Origin of the sequence: Dyadobacter linearis (assembly GCF_907165045.1) — a bacterium.
In the GTDB taxonomy this organism is placed as follows: Bacteria; Bacteroidota; Bacteroidia; order Cytophagales; family Spirosomataceae; genus Dyadobacter; species Dyadobacter linearis.
The window spans coordinates 192155-211946 of the sequence record NZ_CAJRAU010000003.1; the positions used below are offsets into that span (position 1 = coordinate 192155).

15 protein-coding genes are annotated in these 19792 nt (G+C 46.3%); 6 read left to right on the forward strand and 9 right to left on the reverse strand.

Going from position 1 to position 19792, the window contains the following annotated elements; genetic code table 11:
* Together KOD92_RS11290 and KOD92_RS11295 are read right to left on the reverse strand one after the other, a co-directional pair.
* On the reverse strand, positions 1-1428 hold the full coding sequence (locus KOD92_RS11290) for a SusD/RagB family nutrient-binding outer membrane lipoprotein (RefSeq protein WP_215233680.1): 1428 nt from the start codon (positions 1426-1428) through the stop codon (positions 1-3).
* 4 nt (positions 1429-1432) lie between these two features.
* Positions 1433-4549: a SusC/RagA family TonB-linked outer membrane protein gene (locus tag KOD92_RS11295; RefSeq protein ID WP_215233681.1), complete on the reverse strand. Its 3117-nt coding sequence runs from the start codon at positions 4547-4549 to the stop codon at positions 1433-1435.
* Between the two features lie 192 nt (positions 4550-4741).
* On the opposite strand from KOD92_RS11295, the gene KOD92_RS11300 reads away from it, so the two are divergent.
* Genes KOD92_RS11300 through KOD92_RS11310 form a run of 3 tightly spaced genes read left to right on the forward strand, consistent with a single transcriptional unit; the run spans position 4742 to position 6879 of the window.
* Positions 4742-5110, forward strand: coding sequence for a BlaI/MecI/CopY family transcriptional regulator (locus KOD92_RS11300; RefSeq protein ID WP_215233682.1), 369 nt, complete (start codon positions 4742-4744; stop codon positions 5108-5110).
* Positions 5111-5142: 32 nt separating this feature from the next.
* Entirely contained in the window at positions 5143-5892 is a 750-nt protein-coding gene (locus tag KOD92_RS11305) for a M56 family metallopeptidase (protein ID WP_215233683.1), read from the forward strand.
* Positions 5893-5943: 51 nt separating this feature from the next.
* Positions 5944-6879, forward strand: a complete 936-nt coding sequence (locus KOD92_RS11310; RefSeq protein ID WP_215233684.1) for a hypothetical protein — start codon at positions 5944-5946, stop codon at positions 6877-6879.
* Positions 6880-6956: 77 nt separating this feature from the next.
* Here KOD92_RS11310 and KOD92_RS11315 read toward each other — a convergent pair whose 3' ends face one another.
* From KOD92_RS11315 to KOD92_RS11340, 6 genes are all read right to left on the reverse strand, one after another.
* Positions 6957-8720, reverse strand: coding sequence for a phospho-sugar mutase (locus KOD92_RS11315; RefSeq protein ID WP_215233685.1), 1764 nt, complete (start codon positions 8718-8720; stop codon positions 6957-6959).
* Positions 8721-8749: 29 nt separating this feature from the next.
* Positions 8750-11440: an MGH1-like glycoside hydrolase domain-containing protein gene (locus KOD92_RS11320; protein ID WP_215233686.1), complete on the reverse strand. Its 2691-nt coding sequence runs from the start codon at positions 11438-11440 to the stop codon at positions 8750-8752.
* Positions 11441-11551: 111 nt separating this feature from the next.
* Positions 11552-13267, reverse strand: coding sequence for a D-alanine--D-alanine ligase family protein (locus KOD92_RS11325; protein WP_215233687.1), 1716 nt, complete (start codon positions 13265-13267; stop codon positions 11552-11554).
* 114 nt (positions 13268-13381) lie between these two features.
* Positions 13382-13639: a NifU family protein gene (locus tag KOD92_RS11330; protein WP_215233688.1), complete on the reverse strand. Its 258-nt coding sequence runs from the start codon at positions 13637-13639 to the stop codon at positions 13382-13384.
* A 69-nt stretch (positions 13640-13708) separates the two neighbouring features.
* Complete coding sequence (locus KOD92_RS11335; RefSeq protein WP_215233689.1) at positions 13709-14815, reverse strand: Mrp/NBP35 family ATP-binding protein; 1107 nt, start codon at positions 14813-14815, stop codon at positions 13709-13711.
* A gap of 59 nt (positions 14816-14874) precedes the next feature.
* Positions 14875-15876 carry a GSCFA domain-containing protein gene (locus KOD92_RS11340; protein WP_215233690.1) on the reverse strand — a complete coding sequence of 334 codons (1002 nt, stop codon included), beginning with the start codon at positions 15874-15876 and terminating at the stop codon, positions 14875-14877.
* A gap of 110 nt (positions 15877-15986) precedes the next feature.
* On the opposite strand from KOD92_RS11340, the gene KOD92_RS11345 reads away from it, so the two are divergent.
* The 3 genes from KOD92_RS11345 (at position 15987) to KOD92_RS11355 (ending at position 19183) form a co-directional block, all read left to right on the forward strand.
* Complete coding sequence (locus tag KOD92_RS11345; RefSeq protein WP_215233691.1) at positions 15987-16424, forward strand: DUF6934 family protein; 438 nt, start codon at positions 15987-15989, stop codon at positions 16422-16424.
* Positions 16425-16568: 144 nt separating this feature from the next.
* On the forward strand, positions 16569-17399 hold the full coding sequence (locus tag KOD92_RS11350) for a glycoside hydrolase family 16 protein (RefSeq protein WP_215233692.1): 831 nt from the start codon (positions 16569-16571) through the stop codon (positions 17397-17399).
* Between the two features lie 35 nt (positions 17400-17434).
* On the forward strand, positions 17435-19183 hold the full coding sequence (locus KOD92_RS11355) for a DNA polymerase III subunit gamma/tau (protein WP_215233693.1): 1749 nt from the start codon (positions 17435-17437) through the stop codon (positions 19181-19183).
* On the opposite strand, the gene coaE is transcribed toward KOD92_RS11355, so the two are convergent.
* Entirely contained in the window at positions 19180-19785 is a 606-nt protein-coding gene (coaE, locus tag KOD92_RS11360; RefSeq protein WP_215233694.1) for a dephospho-CoA kinase, read from the reverse strand. The genes KOD92_RS11355 and coaE overlap by 4 nt on opposite strands.
* Between the last annotated feature and the right edge of the window lie 7 nt (positions 19786-19792).

The window sequence follows — 19792 nt, forward strand, 5'->3', positions numbered from 1 at the left end:
TTATTTGGACATCCACCACATAGGTACTTCCGGATCTTTCTGATTCGCCTGAACCGTTTTAGAGTTACGCGTGATCTCCGAATCGGGGTAACGCATTCGCTGAATACGGTTCCCGGCCAGATCGGGATTTACATTCGATGGCATCGGAAAATCCAGGTAATTATATTTCCTCACGTCCGTCCAGATATCCCCGATCAGCAGCATGGATTTGAATTTTTCGATAATAATATGCTTTGCGGTCAGCTTGGCGGCACCTACATTCACCGGCGCAGAAGCTAGATATTTGGCGATGTCCGCATCTGCAACGCCCACCTTTTTCATATTCGAAGAGATCATTTCCAGATAGGCGCCGTAACCTGCCGCTGACGTTCCCGCAGAAGTGGCAGTGCCTCCGTTCAATAAGAAAAGGGCTTCCGCCTTGATAGCCGCAGTCTCCGAATAGGTCATCATCACCAAAGGAGAGTTAACGTTCGAATGCCAGGCTTTGGCCGTCAGATCAACAGTAGAGCCGCTGCCAGACCCGGGAATCACGCCGGAATATACCGTCTGGTTATTTTTCAAAGAAATTACTTTTGACAACCTTGGATCTGTAATACCCTGCGCGGTTCCATTCATTAGATCAACAAATGTATTCGTGAAGGTGACGGACAAATTACTCGTCGTATTCGGTATCGCGACCCGGCTGTACCAGGGGTTCAGGTTTTTGGAATTGTATTGAAGCTGAAAATCGTCCGAATTGTCTTTCATTCCTTTTTCCAAAGCTGTAATAGCGGCCTGCGCAGCCTGTTGCGGGTTTTTGAGTGACAAATGCATTGCGTAACGCGCTTTCAGTGAATATGCCAACCGGGTCCATTTTCCGGCATCACCATTATAGATCAGATCATCAGTCGTGGGCAGCACTCCCGTATTTTTGCCAAGCTCTGCAATTCCTTCGTCCAGCAGCTTTTGAATAGTCGCATAAATCTGCTCCTGGGTGTCGTAGGCGGGAGAAAAGTTCTTTTGGTCAGCTTGTGAATACGGCACATTTTCCCAGTTCACTGTGGCAATACCCAAATTGTACGCCATCAAAACCTTCGCAATTCCGGTATAAACCGGCGCATTTTCGGCCTGCCCTTTTGAAATGATCGCATTCAGCTGCGGAACCACATACAGGTACATATTCGACCAGCCCAGCGTATTGTCCGTTTCAGCGTAGGTATCAATCCCATTCTCGCCAATTGCATTCCCTATTTGCTGTGCATATTGACAAGCCACGTAAGCCTGCTGGTAACTCGCCTCACCGGTGTAGAACTGGGCCGTCGGCAGCAGCTCCGGCATGGTCGCGTCCGCCTTTAAAGTCGGATCCACATTGACATCGAGGAAGTTATTGCAACCCGCGAGCAGCAGCATCGGGATGCAGACCGACAGAAGTCTTTTTATATTTTTCATAAAATCAGAAGTTAACATTGACGCCAAATTGAAAACTCTTCGTGGCCGGGTTATTCCGCCCCACAAAACCGATCAGGTTGGTACCCGAACCAAACGTAAGTGCCTCAGGATCATACCCGCGGAAAGGAGTATTCAGGAAAAGGTTTGTACCTGTCAAAGTAAAACGGACGCCGCCCGCGAAGACAGAATTGGCCAGCAAACTTTTCGGCAATGCATAATTCAGACTTACCGTCCGCAGCCTGATCCACGAACCGTCCTGGATATTAAAGTCAGCCGCATTTCCCATGTAGCGCGCCGTGGAAGGATTGTAAAATGCATCGTCGAGCACCACTGCCTTGGTATTAGGCACATAAGTAGTCGGGCCATCCTCCGATGTCTGCTCTACAACGCCTTTGAAAACCACCTGCTCGTACCTCCTTTCGGTGATCTTGATCGAGCCCGCACGAAATGCATTCCTTTCTCCCAGATCGACCACATCCCCGCCTTTCCGCCATTCCATCAGGAACGATAAGCCAATACCTTTATAGTTGAAAGAGTTGGTCAAACCGGCTGTCCAGTCGGGCAACGCATTTCCGTATTGGGTTGTGATCAAGCTGGTTAATGGAAATCCGTTTGCCTGGATCAATTTCTGACCATCGGGCGCTCGCATATAATCGAGCCCCCACAGATCTCCGACCTTGCTTCCTTCCCTCACTTTCAATACACCCCGGCTACCATTGTCGAAATAGGAAATCTCTTCCAGTTCATCAGGCATTTCCACGACCCTGCCCGACATTTTGGTGAAATTCAGTGAGATATCCCAATTGAAAGCCGACGTCTGAACCGGTTTCAACGAAAGCAAAAGCTCGACGCCTTTATTCCGGATCAGCCCGATATTGGTATAATAGAAAGAGTAGCCGGACACATTGGAAACAGGCGCCCGCACGATCTGATCTTTACTATCCATCGTAAAATAAGTTGCGTCGACCATCAGGCGGTTTTTGAAAAAACGAAGCTCAGTGCCGAACTCAATGGAAGTGGTCCTTTCGGGTTTCAAATTATCTGCGGCTGTTGTAGAGCGGCGGATAAAGCCGGGTACCGTATTTCCGTAGGGAAAATTATCGGCGATTTCATAATAAGCTCCTATTACATAAGGATCCGTCCCTTTTCCGACCTGCGCCCAGGAAGCACGCAGTTTCCCGTAGGAAAGCACATTGTTTTTAGGGAGGTTTTCGGTAAAAATATAGCCTGCATTAAATGAAGGATAAAAGAAAGAGTTGCTGGCGACCGGCAGCGTTGAAACAATGTCATTTCTGCCAGTTGCATTCAGGTACAGCACATCTTTATAACTCAACTTCGCGTCTGCGAAAAAGCTGACAATCCGGTATTGCAGTGGTGAATAGGGTCGCGTTTGCTGGTTTCTGTAACTGCTGATATCATCTGTAAACGGCGCCCGCCAGCCTTCGCCGCGTTCATAATAGCTATCAGGCCGCTTGCTGTCTACCACCGAGTTACCGACCATCAGCGAGCCGGTCCAGCTTTCGCTAAAGGCCTTTGTTGCAGTAACATACAAGTTTGAATTGATCTCGCGATAATTAATATATTCTTTGATCAAAAAACCCTTCACAGCTGTACCTACGTCGAAAGTGCTGTCGACCTGCCGGAACCGGCGCTCATTAAATGCATCGTAAGTAAGCTGGTACTTGGCTGTCAGCCAGGGCGCTATGTCGTAGTTTAAGGTCAGATCCGCAATGTAGCGGTTGACCTTATCTACCCGCGGACTTTTCTCGACGAGGTATCGTGGATTATCAGTAAAGCCGGGCAACAGGTTTTTATAGGAACCGTCAGGATTCAGATAATCATTTACATCATAAGTATTTGGCCAATAGGACAATGCGCTAAAAATAGACTTATCGCCCGCCGGTGGCCTTTTCCCTCCCGACCGAATGTAATTAAAGGATCCTGACACCGAGAAGTTCTTAGTCAGCTTGTACATACCTGCCAGCTTTCCCGAAGTCCTCGAAAAATCAGTAGTCGGCACAATGCCCTGCTGATAATTGTTACCAGCCGAAAAGTAAATGTTCCCTTTTTCAGTTCCTTTTGAGATCGTGACTGTATTATTAGTACGAAAGCCGGTTTGATAAAATCCCCGGAAATTGTCAATGATCTCATCCGTAGAATTATCGATGATCGAAGGCCCGAAAGACTGGTAGGGAGTCCGCTGCCTGACTTCGGTGGGCGAGATAAATTCACCAAACCTTCCCTGAACAAAGCGCTCTTGAATATCAGGCGACTTCCCCAGCACATCTACCCCGCCCGAAAGCGAGACGGATACATTCATTTTTCCCGTTTTGGCCCTTTTTGTAGTGATAATAATAGCTCCGTTTGAAGCGCGCAATCCATAAAGTGCCGTCGCGGCCGGACCTTTTAATACTGAAATACTCTCAATATCGTCGGGATTGATGTCGGCCGCCCGGTTGGTATTTGCAAATTGCTCGGAAGCACCCGGAGAAGCCGAGCCTGCACTTGGCAGCGGATTACCGGCTGTGGTGGCGTTACTGATAATAATCCCGTCGATTACGAAGAGCGGCTGGTTATCAGCACTTCCGCTCAGTGAGGTAATACCGCGCAAAATGATATTGACACCCGCTCCCGGCGCGCCGCCCGAGCCTGTGATCACGGCCCCGGCCACTTTTCCCTGCAATGCCCCGATCATATTCGGGTTGCCCGACTCTTTGATCTCGTCCGATTTAATGGATTGCACCGAATAACCAATTGCCCGTTTCTCCTGCGTTTGCCCGAGTGCGGTCACCACGACTTCATCCAAAACAGAGGCTTCGGATTGTAATGTCACATTGATAACCGGCTGGCTGGTCACATTCACCTCGGTCCGTTTGAAGCCGATAAAGCTAAAAACGAGCGTTCCTCCCGACGCGACGGAGATACCATATTCGCCCTTTTCGTTGGTGGAAGTACCGACCGAAGTACCTTTTACACTCACGCTCACTCCCGGAATCTCGGAGCCGTCCTGATCGGTTACCCTGCCCGTGACCATTCCGTTCTGCGCATTTACCATTCGCACGGAAAGCGAAACGAAGAGCAGGAAGACGCTCAAAGAATTGTGAAGTAACTTTTTCATCATAATAGGTTTGTTATGTAGATACGTGTAATTTAATATTCTCTCTTTAAAAATTAACATTAAATACCCAGTAAATAATCCTGCGGTCACTTATGGGGGATGAAATGGTATGAATTGTTTAAAAGAAATCCTCGAAAATTTTACTCACTAGAAAAATAGTTTGCTAACTATAAAAATAGTTTATACTTTGGACACATGGAATTTCAAAAGTTGACCAATAAGGAAGAACAGGTAATGCAGGTACTCTGGAACCTGGAAAGTGCATTTGTGAAAGATATGCTCCCGCTGTTCACTGAGCCTAAGCTGCATTACAATACCCTTTCGACCATTATCCGGAATTTGGAAGAAAAAGGGTATGTAAACCACCGGCAGTTTGGGAATACCTATGAATATTTCCCGGTCGTAAAAAAGGATGATTATCAAAACCATTTTGTGCTGAACAAAGTGGTTGGCAGCTATTTCAATGATTCCTACAAAGATCTGGTCGCCTATTTTGCAAAGAATGAAAAAGTGAGTCCCGATGAGCTTCGGGAGATTATTAAAATGATTGAAGAAGGAGAGTAAAGAATTGATGCACCACCATTAATCCGCAGCTTATGTTATTTCCCTACCTTTTGAAAGTCAGCTTGTTGCTGGCCGTACTCACCCTAGGCTATCGCTGGATGGTGCAGTTCGAGACGTTCTCCAAACTGAACCGGGCATTGCTTTGGTTAAATGTAATCGCAGCCTGGACATTGCCTCTGATCCCGATGCCGGACTGGGGCCCTGTTAAAGTGCAGACTGAATTTCATCAGACTATTCCAAAGCTAGCGGAGGTAATTCCTGCCGTGAAGCAGCAGATAGCAGCATATAATCCCACGCAGGTTGCACTTACCAGACAGAACCTTTCCAGTCCGGACATCATGGAATGCATGCTGCTTGTCTACCTTGCTGGCGTTACTGCTCTCACAATTTTCTTTCTTTTTCAAGTTGGTGGAATATTCCGTTTGCTCTCACAATCGGATATTGAACGTGACCAGAAGCTCCTTTTTGTCAGAAATAAGCATATTAAGTCGCCCTATTCTTTCTTCCGATGGATAGTTATCAATCCTGAAAATCATTCAAAGGAGGAACTCCAACATATTGTGGCCCACGAAACCGAGCATGCGCTTCAATGGCACAGCATAGACCTGTTAGCCGCAGAATTGCAACGTATTGTACTCTGGTTCAATCCATTCGCATGGTATCATCAGAAACAGGTGCAGGCTAATCTTGAATACCTCGCCGATCGGGCAGTATTAGAGGGCGGAATTGGGAAAAAGCAATATCAATACAGTTTGCTCACTGCCGCAATGCAGGGCAGGTAGTTGCCACTGACTACTTCATTTGCACAATCACTACTCAAAAACCGCATTAAAATGATGAACCGCAAACCTTCGCATTACTTAGCCTGGGGTAAATATGGCGCGCTGATCGCCGTACTTTATTTATCCTCCGCATTTGTGGCACCCTTCAAACACAAGCTGGTTACGCTGGTGCCAAAGGCTGTTAAACCCATCGTCGCAAGTCTGATCCAGGAGAAATTCCAGGAGACGGCACCCGCCGAAAAGGTGGCTGCGAAAGCGCCGGCGAAGATTAATGAGCCTGTAATTCCTGCTTCTGAAACCGTTATAGAAGATCAGGGAACAAAACGTGTAAGAGGTATTTTGATCCGGAATGACACACTTTTCTGGTCGGTTTCGCCTATGATGGCACTGGAAGATTTCGTCCAGATGCGTAAAGCGGCTAATCAGTTTGGTGGTGAATTTGTGGTCAACAAAGTTGAGTATGATCCGTTGCAGCAGTTCATTACTTCGGTTGGCATTGTCGTGACCGCGAAGGGTTCAAGGGGGGAAGGCTCTACGGGCGGACAAGGTTTTATGCCAATTCAAGGCTATTCAGGCCATATGATCAAAAACGGGATTGGGGTCGGATCATTATCAATCCCTGCACAGCTGCAACGAGAAACTGACGCAGACTATCAAAGAGCGCTGGGATTATTCAGGCAAAATGAAATGAAGTACTTTAAAGTCAGACTTAGCAAGGAAATTGGAATGAATTCAAGTACTTCGTACAAACCACATTCCTTCGACGGCCAATATGCTCCTGCTATTCTTAAAAGGTCGGGCATAGGGAAATCCGAACAAGGCACATTCGTGATCCGCGAATCGGATTACCAGGGAGCCGATTTATACCTCGACGCCCAGCGAACCACATTAGAAGACCTCAACGCCCTTCCCTTCAAAAGTATCACCGAAGTAGAGATCATCGAAGACGAACAGAAGAAAAAGTATGTATTGGTTTCGACGAAGTGATAACGTCAGGTCGGACACTACTAAACGCGGCCGCCAGGAATCTGGCGGCCGCGTTACTTTTATAGAAATCAGATAAGCTATTTCAGATTCAGCTCTTCTCCTATTGCTTTTACTTTCTGCTGCAAAGAAGCATACACGTTGTCAAAATCTTCATTTTTCTCCAAAGCAGCGCGTACACCAACGTAGAATTTAATCTTCGGCTCGGTACCCGACGGGCGGCACGTAAACTTTGTACCATCCTCAGTGAAGAATTGAAGTACATTCGAAGATTCAATACCCATCTCGCCCGAAGGAATTGAATGCGAAGTGCCGCTCGTGAAGTCAACGGTTGTGAGCGCTTTGTAATCGTCCATCCTGATCACAGGCGAGCCGGCAATCGTTTTTGGAGGATTTGCACGAAAATCCGCCATCATCTGCTGGATTTCATCAGCTCCCGTTTTTCCTTTTTTGGTTAAAGAAATCAAGCCTTCGTAATAAAAACCGAATTGCTTGTATATCTCCATTAACATATCAAAAAGGCTCAGACCTTTGTCTTTCGCATAAGCAGTCAGCTCGGCGATCATCGCGCAGGAAGCGATCGCGTCCTTGTCACGAACCGCGTCACCAATCAGGTAACCGTAGCTTTCCTCGCCACCACCAATAAACTGCTCCTGACCCTCTTTCTCCCTGATTACCTGGGCAATATATTTAAAACCGGTTAATGTGTTATAACATTTAACATCGTAAGCTTCCGCCATTTTATCGATCAGGTCGGTGGTCACGATCGTTTTGCAAACAAACTGGGTTCCGGTCAACTTACCCGCATCTTTCCATGCATTCAGAAGGTAATAGATCAGCACACTGGCTGTCTGGTTTCCATTCAAAAGCTGGATTTCGCCGTGGTGATTTTTAACAGCAATACCAACCCTGTCAGCATCCGGATCAGTTCCTAAAACCAGGTCTGCATCGATTTCTTTCGCTTTTTCAACCGCTTTCGACATTGCTTCCGCTTCCTCAGGATTTGGGTAAACCACCGTCGGGAACTGACCGTTACCTTTCGGTTCAGCCTGCTCTTCAATCACAGTCACAGCTTCAAAACCCATTTTCGCCAGCAGCGCAGGAACTAGCGTAACACCGGTACCGTGAAGTGGCGTGTAAACTATTTTCAGGTCTTTCTGACGAGCCAACGCATCTTTTGAAATTGAGAGAGACAGAATATGATCCATATATTTCTCATCTACCTCCACCCCTATTTTAGTAATTTTTGAAGCGTCGCCATCGAATTTCACATCATCGATCGACTGGATCGCATTCACCTCGCCGATAATGTTGGTATCGTGCGGAGCAACCACCTGCGAACCATCGTCCCAATATGCTTTATAACCATTATATTCTTTGGGATTGTGCGAGGCAGTTACCACAACACCACTTTTGCAGCCGAGCAAACGAATTGCAAAAGAAAGCTCAGGAGTAGGTCTCAGCGCTTCAAAAAGGTACACGCTGATCCCGTTTGCCGAGAAAATATCTGCAATGATCTTCGCGAATTCGTCCGATTTAATGCGACTGTCGTAAGCAATCGCCACTTTTACTTCTTCACCCGGAAACGCTTTGTTCAGGTAATTCGCAAGTCCCTGCGTGGCAGTACCTACCGTGTAGCGGTTCATCCTGTTTGAGCCAATACCGATCAGCCCGCGCAAACCGCCGGTTCCGAATTCAAGGTCCTTGTAGAATGCGTCTGTCAGTTCAGTATCATTTCCTTCATCAATCAGTTGCTGAATGGATTGTTTGGTATCAATATCATAATCACCGTCTAGCCAGGTGGTTATTTTGGCCTTGACGTTCGGTTCCAGATTTGCAGTCATAAGTAGTTGAAGTATATTTAATTTAGATTTTATTTAATGATCTCAGCTTCCTGCGTTTCGCTCTTGCGCACCGTTTCTTTTGCTGTTTTCAAGATCAGCTCGGCTACAAGTCCGGTCCAGCCCGTTTGGTGACTTGCTCCGCAGCCGCGCCCGTTATCACCGTGGAAATACTCGTAAAAGAGCACGTGATCGTTGAAATTATCGTCCTTCTGCATTTTCTGATCGTGCCCGTATACTGCGCGGTTGCCTTCTGTATCCTTCTTGAAAATGTCGATCAGGCGGCAGGCAATACCCACGGCCGCTTCCTTGATCGTAACCAGATTGCCGGAGTTGGTCGGATATTCCACCATAAAATCCTCGCCATAATAAGCATGGAACTTCATCAGCGAATCGAATATGAGGTAATTCAATGGAAACCAGATCGGCCCGCGCCAGTTTGAATTTCCACCCATAATATCTGTAAGAGCTTCCGCAGGCGTATAATCTACCTGTAAAACCTCCCCGTTGATATAAAATTTATACGGATTCTCTTCGTGGTATTTGGACAATGCGCGCACGCCGTAATCCGACAGGAATTCGCTTTCATCCAGCATTCTTTTCAGGATCATTTTCATCCGGTGACCGCGCAGAATTGAGAGCAGCCTGTTTTCACCTTTCCCTGATTCAAACCATCGCGATATCAACCGCGCCAGATCCGGCCTGTTGGCCAAAACCCACTCAACACGCCTTTTGAATACAGGCAGTTTATCCAAATTCTGAGGATCTAAAATTTCAACCGCAAAAAGCGGAATCAAACCGACTATCGATCGAACTTTCAACAGAATGCTCTGACCGTTCGGAATATGGATCACATCATAGTAAAACTGGTCTTCTTCATCCCAGAGACTGATCGAAGAATTCTTCCCGCCGATCGATTCCATGGCACCGGCAATATGCAGGAAGTGCTCAAAGAATTTCGACGCCATATCCTGATACACAGGATGTACCAGAGCAATTTCTACCGAGATACGAAGCATATTTAAAGTATACATCGCCATCCAGCCCGTCGCATCGGCCTGCTGCAACTTTCCACCGAAAGGCATTGGTGTAGACCGGTCGAATACACCGATATTATCCAGCCCCAGGAACCCGCCGCTGAATATGTTATTTCCGGTATCATCCTTCTGGTTAACCCACCAGGTGAAGTTTAATAGCAGTTTATGAAATATTTTTTCAAGAAACTGAATATCCCCTACCCCGTTATTTTGTTCGCGGTCAATCTCATAGACTTTCCACGTAGCCCACCCGTGAACCGGTGGGTTTACATCTGAGAAATTCCATTCGTAAGCCGGAATCTGCCCGTTCGGGTGCATATAATACTCTCGGAGCAGAATTTCGAGTTGCCTTTTCGCAAAATCCGCGTCGACCCTGGCCAGCGGTACGCAGTGAAAAGCCAGGTCCCAGGCTGCAAACCAGGGATATTCCCATTTATCGGGCATCGAAATGATATTGGCTGCATATAAATGCTTCCAGCCCGAGTTCCTGCCCCACTTTCTACCCTGATTCGGACCCGGCTGGGCAGGGTCGCCTTTGAGCCACTCGTATACATTATAGTAGTAAAACTGCTTGCTCCAAAGCATTCCCGCATAAGCCTGGCGCTGAATAGACCGCAGATCTGCATCGGAAACGTCGCGTTGCAGGTCGTCATAAAATTCGTCCGCTTCCCGGATCCTTTTGGCAAAAAGATCCTCAAAACCACCGAAAGGCTCTGAAATCGCGTGATTTACGTAGCGCAAACGAAAAACCTCACTGGTCCCCGCCTTCACTGTGCGTGTAAATCGCGCCGAAGCCTTGGTACCAATATGATTAGGATTGACCGTATTGGATTTACCTCCCGACACGATAAAATCGTTGATACCGTCTTTCGGGTAGCTGGTATTGTTGGCTGTACCGTAAAGCTTTTTGAAATTCGTTTCGTTTTCACAAAACAACAATTCGTCGGCATTATCCAGGTAAAGGTTGTATTTACCGTGTTTGCGGTGAGTTACTTCTATCAAACGGTTCGAGATACCGTTCATAATAGGCTTGTAATTGAATGCTTCGTAACCCCACGACCAGGTATTGCGGAACATGATCGTCGGCAGCACGGTGATTGGCGCATCCTCAGGGCCGCGGTTAAAAACCGTTACTTTCATGAGAATATCTTCCTCGTCGGCTTTCGCGTGCTCAATGAAAATGTCAAAATATTCATCGTTTTCGAAAACCCCGGTGTCCATGATCTCATATTCCTGGTCTTCTTTTCCGCGACGGCCGTTTTCCTGACGCAGCTTATCGTATGGAAAAAGCTGCTGAGGGTATTTGTAAAGCATCTTGGTGTACGAATGCGTGGGCGTACTATCAAGGTAATAGTACATTTCCTTCACATCCTCGCCGTGATTGGATTCGCGGTTTGTAAGCCCGAAAATCCTTTCTTTCAAGATTTTATCCTTGTGATTCCAGAATCCAAAGGAAAGGCATATATGCTGCTTGTTGTCCGAAAATCCACCAATCCCGTCTTCGCCCCAGCGATAGGCTTTGGAAAGCGCCATTTCGTGGGTAATATAGTTCCAGGCATCGCCATTGCCGCTATAATCCTCTCGTACTGTACCCCACTGGCGTTCAGACAGATAAGGCCCCCACTTTTTCCAACCCTTGTTATCTTTTTGAAGGCTTAATCTTACTTTTTCCGCGCCGTTTGCCATTAATATGTTGATTATCGAAAGGAATGAATTTCACTTTAAAATCTACCCAATTTAAAAAACCGGTTTCCAAAAACAGCAAAAACCGGTTAAAAATTGAAAATCAGGAATGTGTCAGGCGGTCACTTGCAATGCAGCCAGATCGGAATAGGCGGTTACATTAAAGGAAACGTTACCTGCATAAAATCTGGTCAGCTTGTCCGCCTTTTCCGAGGTCTCAGTCAGCAGCGGGTGACGCTCAGAACTAAGCAGCACTTCTACATCCGCCACATATTCCTTGAACATCAGCGGATTAGTGAGTTTATAGAATTGTCCGTCCCTACCTTTTAAAACGGGCACCGGCTGAATTTTCCCTTCTGCATTTAACCGACCGTAACGCAGGCGGGCATCAATATACTCCTCATCGGTTGCGCCAAAAACAATATATTCCACCGGTTTTGCGATGGCATTATTTGCATTGATCCGCTGATCCAGCTCATCCAGCAAAGTTCTGAGCGCCCAGGTATTTTTCCCACTCCTGATACGCTCGCGGATTGACTGGCGGACCAGGTAAGTAAGCGCATGCGTCACATTCAGACCGATCTCGGCCATTTGTTTGAAAATAAATGAAGTCGGGGACATACCTGGAATCGTGTTCGGATCGTGCAGAATAATGCGGCCTTCTTCTGTCAGAAACCCGTCAATACGCACACAAACATTGATGCCCAGCTGTTCAAAAACTTCGGCGATCACTTTCTGGATAGCCTGGTTGTTTTCTAATGAAGTATCTACGGGAATGCGTTTTCGGCTGGCTCCTGGCTTATATTTTGCATTAAAATCAAAAACCTGAACCATTTTGATCACCTCGCTTGGCGGTAATGCAAGCGGTTTTCCATCGTCAAACTGAATGCAGCCGCAGGAGAATTCCTGCCCGGTTGTAAATTCCTCTACCAGGACCTGATCTTCTGAATTCGAGCTGCTTAAAACAGCTATTGTATGCCCGGCAACAAAGTGGTTATCCAGTTCAGGAAGAAGATCTGCCGGGTGATAAATGGTCTTTCCTGACAGCACAACCGGAAAGCCGATACCCTCATCAAGATTCGCAACTTTCTGTCCCCATGCCTGTTTTTCGGCAGTATCAAGCGATTTCCAGGTTTCAGCTTCCAATTCGATCCGGAAAAAGCATTGGTTTACTGCTGAAATAAACGCTTCAAGCGAATCGTCTTTCACAATAGCTACACCGATTGAGGAGCCCTGATGCGGCGCTTTGATTACCAGAGGAAGGCCAAGGTGTTTTTTAAGTACCTGAAAAAGAAGCGCATATTCTTCCGGAACCCAATTCTTATAAGTCAGCGTCCAGCTTTTTTTCTCCTGCCCATTAACCAGGGCGATCATATCATTTTGCAGGATCTTATCGATTCCGACAGCAGACCCCATTAAGCCAGGTCCGCTGTAAGGTATTTTGTACCATTCCAGCAAACCTTGTATTGCACCGTCCTCACAATCAGGCCCGTGCATCGCCAGGAATGCAAAGTCAAAATAATCTTTAAATTGCTCCGGTGTGATCAGTGTGCCCGTTTCATTGTCGACAGGTTCGCTAGCCAGCTCGGGATAAGATTCTATATATGTTTTAAAACCAGCTTTCTGGATATTTTTCGCAGGATAAAATTCGCGGATCTCGCTGGAATACATCAGTTGTTTTTCTAATAATATAAACCTGCCAAAGCTGTCTACAAAGACAGGTACCGGCTCGAAAAGAGATTTGTCCAGGTACTCAAATGCTGTTTTTCCACCTGCAAATGATATTTCTCTTTCACGTGAAGGGCCTCCAAAAAATATTCCGATACGCATAGTAATTCCGGTTTTCATTCAAAGATCGCAAGATAAGGGACTAATCGGGATGAAGCAAAAAAGGCAGCTCTCCTCACGAAGAACTGCCTTTTTTAAGTTTTATATGATCCGAAACTAAGCCAGCGCCGGAACGTTCACTGCTACCACTTTACTAACATGCGGAACCGCTTTACGGATCGACTCTTCCAGTCCTGCACGGAACGTCATCGCGCTCATCGGGCAGCTTTGGCAGGATCCCTGCAATTCCAGCTTGACAATGTTATCGTCAGTCAACTCCACCAGCTTCACATCACCACCATCAGCATGCAAATACGGCCGCACTGATTCCAGTGCCTGCTCGATCAATTCTATTGTTTTTTCTTTGGAATCCATTGTTTCAATTATGTATTTGCTAAGATGCAAGATAATATTCAAAAAATCAAATCCTGATCAGCCCCGAAATCAAACCTGGATCTCGACGGTCTGCGTCTTGTTTTTGCTCGCATTCCGGATCGCAACCTGCTGTGCAAGCGACTCTGCTGCATCCCGGAAAGCATCGTTTACGATCGGATTCGTATCCATTACAGCGGGCCTTCCTTCATCCCCTGCTTCCCTAATGCTCTGTACAAGAGGGATCTGCCCTATTAAAGGCACATCAAATTTATCCGCCAAAGATTGCCCGCCTCCTTTTCCAAAAATGAAATACTGGGAATCAGGAAGCTCCTCTGGCGTAAACCATGCCATATTCTCAATAATACCTAAAATCGGCACATTGATCTGCGGCTGCCGGAACATGGATAAACCCTTTACAGCATCCGCCAGTGCCACTTTTTGAGGCGTGGTAACCACCACTGCGCCGGTTACGGGCACCGTTTGCACGAGGGTAAGGTGAATATCGCTGGTACCAGGCGGTAAATCTATCAGCAGGTAATCCAGATCGCCCCAGTCTGTATCCGCAAAAAACTGCTTCAATGCCTGGCTCGCCATCGGTCCGCGCCACACTACCGCACTATCAGGCGGCGTAAGGAAACCGATCGACATCATTTTAATACCAAACTGACGGATCGGATTAATGAAATTTTTCCCGTCTTTCGGCGTAATCGTCGGCTGCATATGCTCCACACCAAACATCACAGGGATGGACGGGCCAAAGATATCTGCATCGATAATACCAACTTTCGCTCCCGAACGGTGCAATGCCATCGCGAGGTTGGCCGTAACTGTCGACTTCCCAACTCCGCCTTTTCCAGAGGAAATAGCGATTACATTTTTAACGCCAGGAATGAGTGGGCCGGTTTGACGCGCCGTAGTGACGTTTGCAGTAAGCTTGATAATCACTTCAACATCAGGACTTAAATGCTCATGAATCGCAGTCTCGCAACTTCTCCTGATCAACTCTTTAAGTGGGCACGCGGGGGTAGTAAGAACAACTGTAAAACGCACCTGATTCACTCCGATCTCAATATCCTGGATCATTCCAAGGGTCACAAGATCTTTTTTCAGGTCTGGCTCTTCCACAGTGCTCAGTGCCTGTAATACTTTTTCTTTATTGATTGTAAATTCTCCCATTATACTGGCTGAGGACCTTGACTAATACTATGCAACGCAAAAATCCCCTGATGAGTTTGTTACAAAACCGGAAATTCTCCGATTCGCCTTTCTATCTCTTCCATTTCGTCGGCTACGTTCATTTTTCGCGAAATTTCATTCAGCTTGCTCCACACCGATTTCAGGAATTTTAAATGACTTTTCGTAAATCCGTGCAATGGCCGATGATTGATTGTAGACAGGATTTTGTCCCATTCTTCCATTAATTCAACAGAACCCTGCGAAATGAACGATCTAGCGAAAATCTGGAAGATATGTTCCTCAGCGAGTTCGTTCGGGTGGATCAGGTCACTTTTATAGAACCTATAATCCCTTAACTCGTCGATCATGATCTCGTAGGAAGGGAAATAGGTAATATGCTTGTATTTTTCGGCAAGCCGGTGGCAGGCCAGCCGTAACGTCGACTTACTGACCTGGTTTAGCGGCAAAGTATCTTTCGTGTGGCGAACCGGGCTGATGGTCAATACCACCCGAAGGTTCCGCCGGAACATCAGCAGCTTCTGGATCAATTGCTCCATCGCCATACTGATCTGGTCGGGATGCAATAATTCGCGGATGAAATGCTCCGCAGGGAGCTTATGACAGTTCCCAATCACCATATTTGTTGCCTTGTGACGGTACCCGTAGGCCGTGCCCAGGGTGATCACGAGCACATCGGCTTCGGTGATGAATGCGCGTAAATTCTCTAATTTCCCTGAAAGCTGAACTTCCAGATCCTTCCGGCTATTGCTCCAGATGGACGAATGAAAATCGTGGTGCAGCCAGATATCGTCTGGGGTTTTCAGAAAAAGCTCAGGTGCCGGCCCTCTCTCATCCAGCGCCAGATCCAGCGTTTTGCAAATGGTGAGCGGATTGAAAATAGTACCCAGCGGATTGTTCAGTACGTCAAATTTATAGCCTTCCAGCTGCGTCCCGAGTACTTCGGCAAAGCACGAGCCGACAGTCAGAATTTTGGAATGGTGATCCATTTTCCAGTCGGAAGGGGTGATGGCAACTTCTGTACTAAGCTTTATTTCTCTCATGATAAGTCAAATGCGGTATACAAAGGTAATATCCAGCCGCTGGAGAATTGCATAGTGGTCGTAATTGTAGAAAGGATTAGGTTTGAGGATATCAAGAACACACAGCAAATATGAACGAGGACATCTATGAGTATTCACTTTCTAAAAGTTACGAATATGAATTTCTAAGTATTGGGAAGGAAAAGAATGTAAGGAAGCTTGTCGCATTCACAGAGACGGGCAGTGAAAATGTATTTAATCTCGCGCTATTCGATATTTTGGATTCCGGAGAATGCAGCAACATTACTGAAACAAGAAATCAGGATATGATAACCGTTTTGGCAACTATGTTTCGTATCGTGGCAAATTTTCTGGAAAGAGATAAAGACTATTCTGTCGTTTTCCGGGGGAATGATTCAAGAAGACACCGATTGTATAGAATCGCAATCTCGAGAGAACTTCAACAACTATCAGAAAAATATGTTATTTTAGGAATTAATGAGAAGGGAATAGTGCATTTTCAAAAAGATGAATGTTACGAACTATACATAATCACAAATAAGCTATGAGACCTTTAAACAAAGAAAACGCAACGACAATACTATCCGCCGAGAAGTTGGTGCAACAGGAATTGAAAATAGTGAATGCAATCTTGAAAAAGGTTGATTTGTCTAAAATCAGAAGCCTCGCTAAGGCAGAAGCCAACAGTTAATATGCGCCAGAAGGTAATTTTTATATTCCTGATTACAACTTTGGCAGCTTGCTCACAACCTGCTGTAATCGCGCAAAACGAAGGTAACTTCTTCGCCTCAACTCCTTCCTGGCAGGACGAATTTAACTATTCCGGCAAGCCTGACGCTGCAAAATGGTCTTACGCGCTTGGAGAGAATGGGTGGGGGAATAATGAGCTGCAAAACTATACAGATGAGATCGGGAACGCGAAAGTTGAAAATGGCCACCTGATCATCACAGCTATAAAGGAGAAATCCGGGAAAGCCGAATACAGTTCAGCGCGGCTGGTATCGAAGGGAAAGGGGGATTTTTTGTATGGTAAGATAGAAGTAAAGGCAAAACTGCCTGCCGGAACAGGTACCTGGCCTGCTATTTGGATGCTTTACAGTGAAAATAATTACGGCAACAAAAGCTGGCCCGACAATGGAGAGATAGACATCATGGAGCATGTGGGTTTCGACCAGAACCGGGTTCACGGGAATGTGCATACCAAAGCTTTTAATCACGTCTTGAAAACCAATAAAGGCAATAACGTGATCGTCGACAAAGCTTCGGAGGAATTTCACATTTACACCTGCGAGTGGACACCCGAGTCGGTTACCATTCTTGTTGACGGCAAAGCTTACTTCACATTTCCCAAAGAAGCAGAATACAAATGGGCGGAATGGCCATTTGACAAACCTTTTCACCTGATTTTGAATATTGCGGTCGGAGGCAATTGGGGCGGTCAAAAGGGCGTGGATGACAGCGTTTTCCCTCAAAAAATGGAGATCGATTACGTGCGCTATTACCCCCTCAGCGAGAAAAAGTAGCTTTGAAAATCCAGTGCACAGGGTTATCTTGCATCATGGATAATTTTGTTGTTTCCGCCAGAAAATACCGCCCGGTTACATTTGATTCGGTGGTTGGGCAATCACACATTACAACTACATTAAAAAACGCAATCCGCACAAATCACCTGGCGCAGGCCTTTTTATTCTGTGGCCCAAGAGGTGTTGGAAAAACGACATGTGCGCGAATTCTGGCGAAAACTATCAATTGTCAAAATCTTGGAGATGATGTGGAAGCGTGCGGAGAATGCGAATCCTGCGTCAGTTTTCAGAATAATGCATCTTTCAATATCCATGAACTCGATGCAGCTTCCAACAACTCCGTCGAGGATATTCGTAACCTGATCGACCAGGTACGCTACCCGCCCCAAACAGGTAAGTACAAGATCTATATCATCGATGAGGTGCACATGCTCTCGCAGGCTGCTTTCAATGCATTCTTAAAAACATTGGAAGAACCGCCGGGCTACGCGATATTCATTCTCGCTACAACCGAAAAACATAAGATATTACCGACGATTCTGTCAAGGTGCCAGATCTTCGACTTCAATCGCATTCAGTCGAAAGATATCGCTTACCACTTGGCTGATATAGCTCAGAAAGAGGGGATAGAAACTGAAAAAGAGGCACTGGAACTGATCGGTCAAAAAGCCGACGGCGGTTTGCGGGACGCACTTTCGATGTTCGACCTCAATGTGACATTTTCAACCGACAACCGACTTACTTACGAGGCGGTACTCGAAAATCTGCATATTCTGGATTATGATTATTATTTCAAAATCACAGATGCATTGCTCGCTGGCAGCATTTCAAAATCGCTGATCTTATTTGATGAAATTCTGAGAAAGGGTTTTGACGGGCATTTATTCGTAGTTGGCCTTCTGGAACACTTTCGTAACCTGCTGGTTTGCAAGGATCCAGCAACAGTCACGCTATTACAGGTTTCAGAATCGGCAGAGCGCAAGTATGTTGAACAGTCAGCCGCGGCGGATATGAGCTTTTTGTTATCTGCGTTGAGTATCACAGGTCAATGCGATATCAATTATAAAGCAGCAAAAAACCAGCGGCTGCATGCGGAACTTTGTCTGATCAAACTGGCAAATCTGCCACATATTCTTCAATTAAGTTCGCTGGGAGCCGTTGATGAAACGGCAAAAAAAAAAGTTGAGCCTGAACCCGAGCCTGTAAAAAACGAGCTTCCCCCCGCTCCTGAACCGACGTCTCCTGCTTATTCAAACGGGAATGCAGCAGCTCCCGCGCAGCAACCTTCGACGCCTACCGTTGTTTCGTCGAAATTAAAGAACACGATTCCCCTGGCAATGACCCGCCCCGTGGGGGCCGTCGCTGAAAGTGTTACTACGAACAGGCAGGAAATTGAACCTGCTACGCAAATTCGCAAAGAAGCTTTGACGCTGGAAAACTTACAGCGGCTGTGGTATGAATTTGCAGAAAAAAGAAAAGAAGAAGGTAACTCAACAACTGAGGAAATTTCACTGAAAAAGGAATTTCGACTTGAAGGCTCAACGATTGAAATCCCGCTGAACAATGCCCACCAACTGGAAGCGATCCAGAATGCACGTTATGATCTGCTCGGATTTTTGAAAAGCAGGCTCGATGCGCCGAAACTGGATATTAATGCAAGAGTAGCACCTCAGGAAGTGAACCGGTTACCCTACACACCGGCGGAGAAATTCAATTATATGGCTGAGAAAAACCCGTATCTCCTTGAACTCAAACAAGCACTTGGACTTGACGTAGATTTTTAATTTTTATCAATACTCAAAAACTTCTTGTGCAGTTGCACTACCTGCGGGATCAAAGTGGAGTTTGTATTATTCGTGATCACAAAATCAGCAACCTGCCGCCTTGCTTCATCCGACACCTGCCGCTCAATGATTGCCCTGATCTCTGACTCACTGCGACGATCCCTCTTTAATATCCGGGCAACGCGCAAAGCGATATCTGACTCTACCACAATCACAAAATCAAGCGTATTCTTATCACCTGCCTTATTCATAATCGCAGCTTCTTTGATCACATAGTGCACGTTTTTTTGTCTTCCTACCCAATCTTCCGTATCCTTCAACACAGCCGGATGAACGATTGAATTTAACTTTTTTAACAAATTTCCATCCTTAAAAACAACGGAAGCCACGAATGCAGTATCGTATTTACCTTCGCTGTTATACGCGCGCGCGCCAAGTAGCTGAGTAATATCAGCTTTAACCTGCTGGTTATTGTTAGTCAACCACTTAGCACGAGAATCCGCGTTGTAAACCGGAATACCCAGACAGGAGAACAACTCACAAACCACGCTCTTTCCTGACCCTATTCCACCGGTAACGCCTATCTGAAGAGGAGCTGACATGGGTCGA

Bases quoted from the DNA above. Each gene is read 5' to 3' on its own strand.
- KOD92_RS11290 (WP_215233680.1), bottom strand. From the start codon at position 1,428: ATGAAAAATATAAAAAGACTTCTGTCGGTCTGCATCCCGATGCTGCTG.
- KOD92_RS11335 (WP_215233689.1), bottom strand. From the start codon at position 14,815: ATGGGAGAATTTACAATCAATAAAGAAAAAGTATTACAGGCACTGAGC.
- KOD92_RS11315 (WP_215233685.1), bottom strand. From the start codon at position 8,720: ATGACTGCAAATCTGGAACCGAACGTCAAGGCCAAAATAACCACCTGG.
- KOD92_RS11350 (WP_215233692.1), top strand. From the start codon at position 16,569: ATGCGCCAGAAGGTAATTTTTATATTCCTGATTACAACTTTGGCAGCT.
- KOD92_RS11345 (WP_215233691.1), top strand. From the start codon at position 15,987: ATGAACGAGGACATCTATGAGTATTCACTTTCTAAAAGTTACGAATAT.
- KOD92_RS11330 (WP_215233688.1), bottom strand. From the start codon at position 13,639: ATGGATTCCAAAGAAAAAACAATAGAATTGATCGAGCAGGCACTGGAA.
- KOD92_RS11300 (WP_215233682.1), top strand. From the start codon at position 4,742: ATGGAATTTCAAAAGTTGACCAATAAGGAAGAACAGGTAATGCAGGTA.
- KOD92_RS11355 (WP_215233693.1), top strand. From the start codon at position 17,435: ATGGATAATTTTGTTGTTTCCGCCAGAAAATACCGCCCGGTTACATTT.
- KOD92_RS11340 (WP_215233690.1), bottom strand. From the start codon at position 15,876: ATGAGAGAAATAAAGCTTAGTACAGAAGTTGCCATCACCCCTTCCGAC.
- KOD92_RS11320 (WP_215233686.1), bottom strand. From the start codon at position 11,440: ATGGCAAACGGCGCGGAAAAAGTAAGATTAAGCCTTCAAAAAGATAAC.
- KOD92_RS11325 (WP_215233687.1), bottom strand. From the start codon at position 13,267: ATGCGTATCGGAATATTTTTTGGAGGCCCTTCACGTGAAAGAGAAATA.
- coaE (WP_215233694.1), bottom strand. From the start codon at position 19,785: ATGTCAGCTCCTCTTCAGATAGGCGTTACCGGTGGAATAGGGTCAGGA.
- KOD92_RS11305 (WP_215233683.1), top strand. From the start codon at position 5,143: ATGTTATTTCCCTACCTTTTGAAAGTCAGCTTGTTGCTGGCCGTACTC.
- KOD92_RS11310 (WP_215233684.1), top strand. From the start codon at position 5,944: ATGATGAACCGCAAACCTTCGCATTACTTAGCCTGGGGTAAATATGGC.
- KOD92_RS11295 (WP_215233681.1), bottom strand. From the start codon at position 4,549: ATGATGAAAAAGTTACTTCACAATTCTTTGAGCGTCTTCCTGCTCTTC.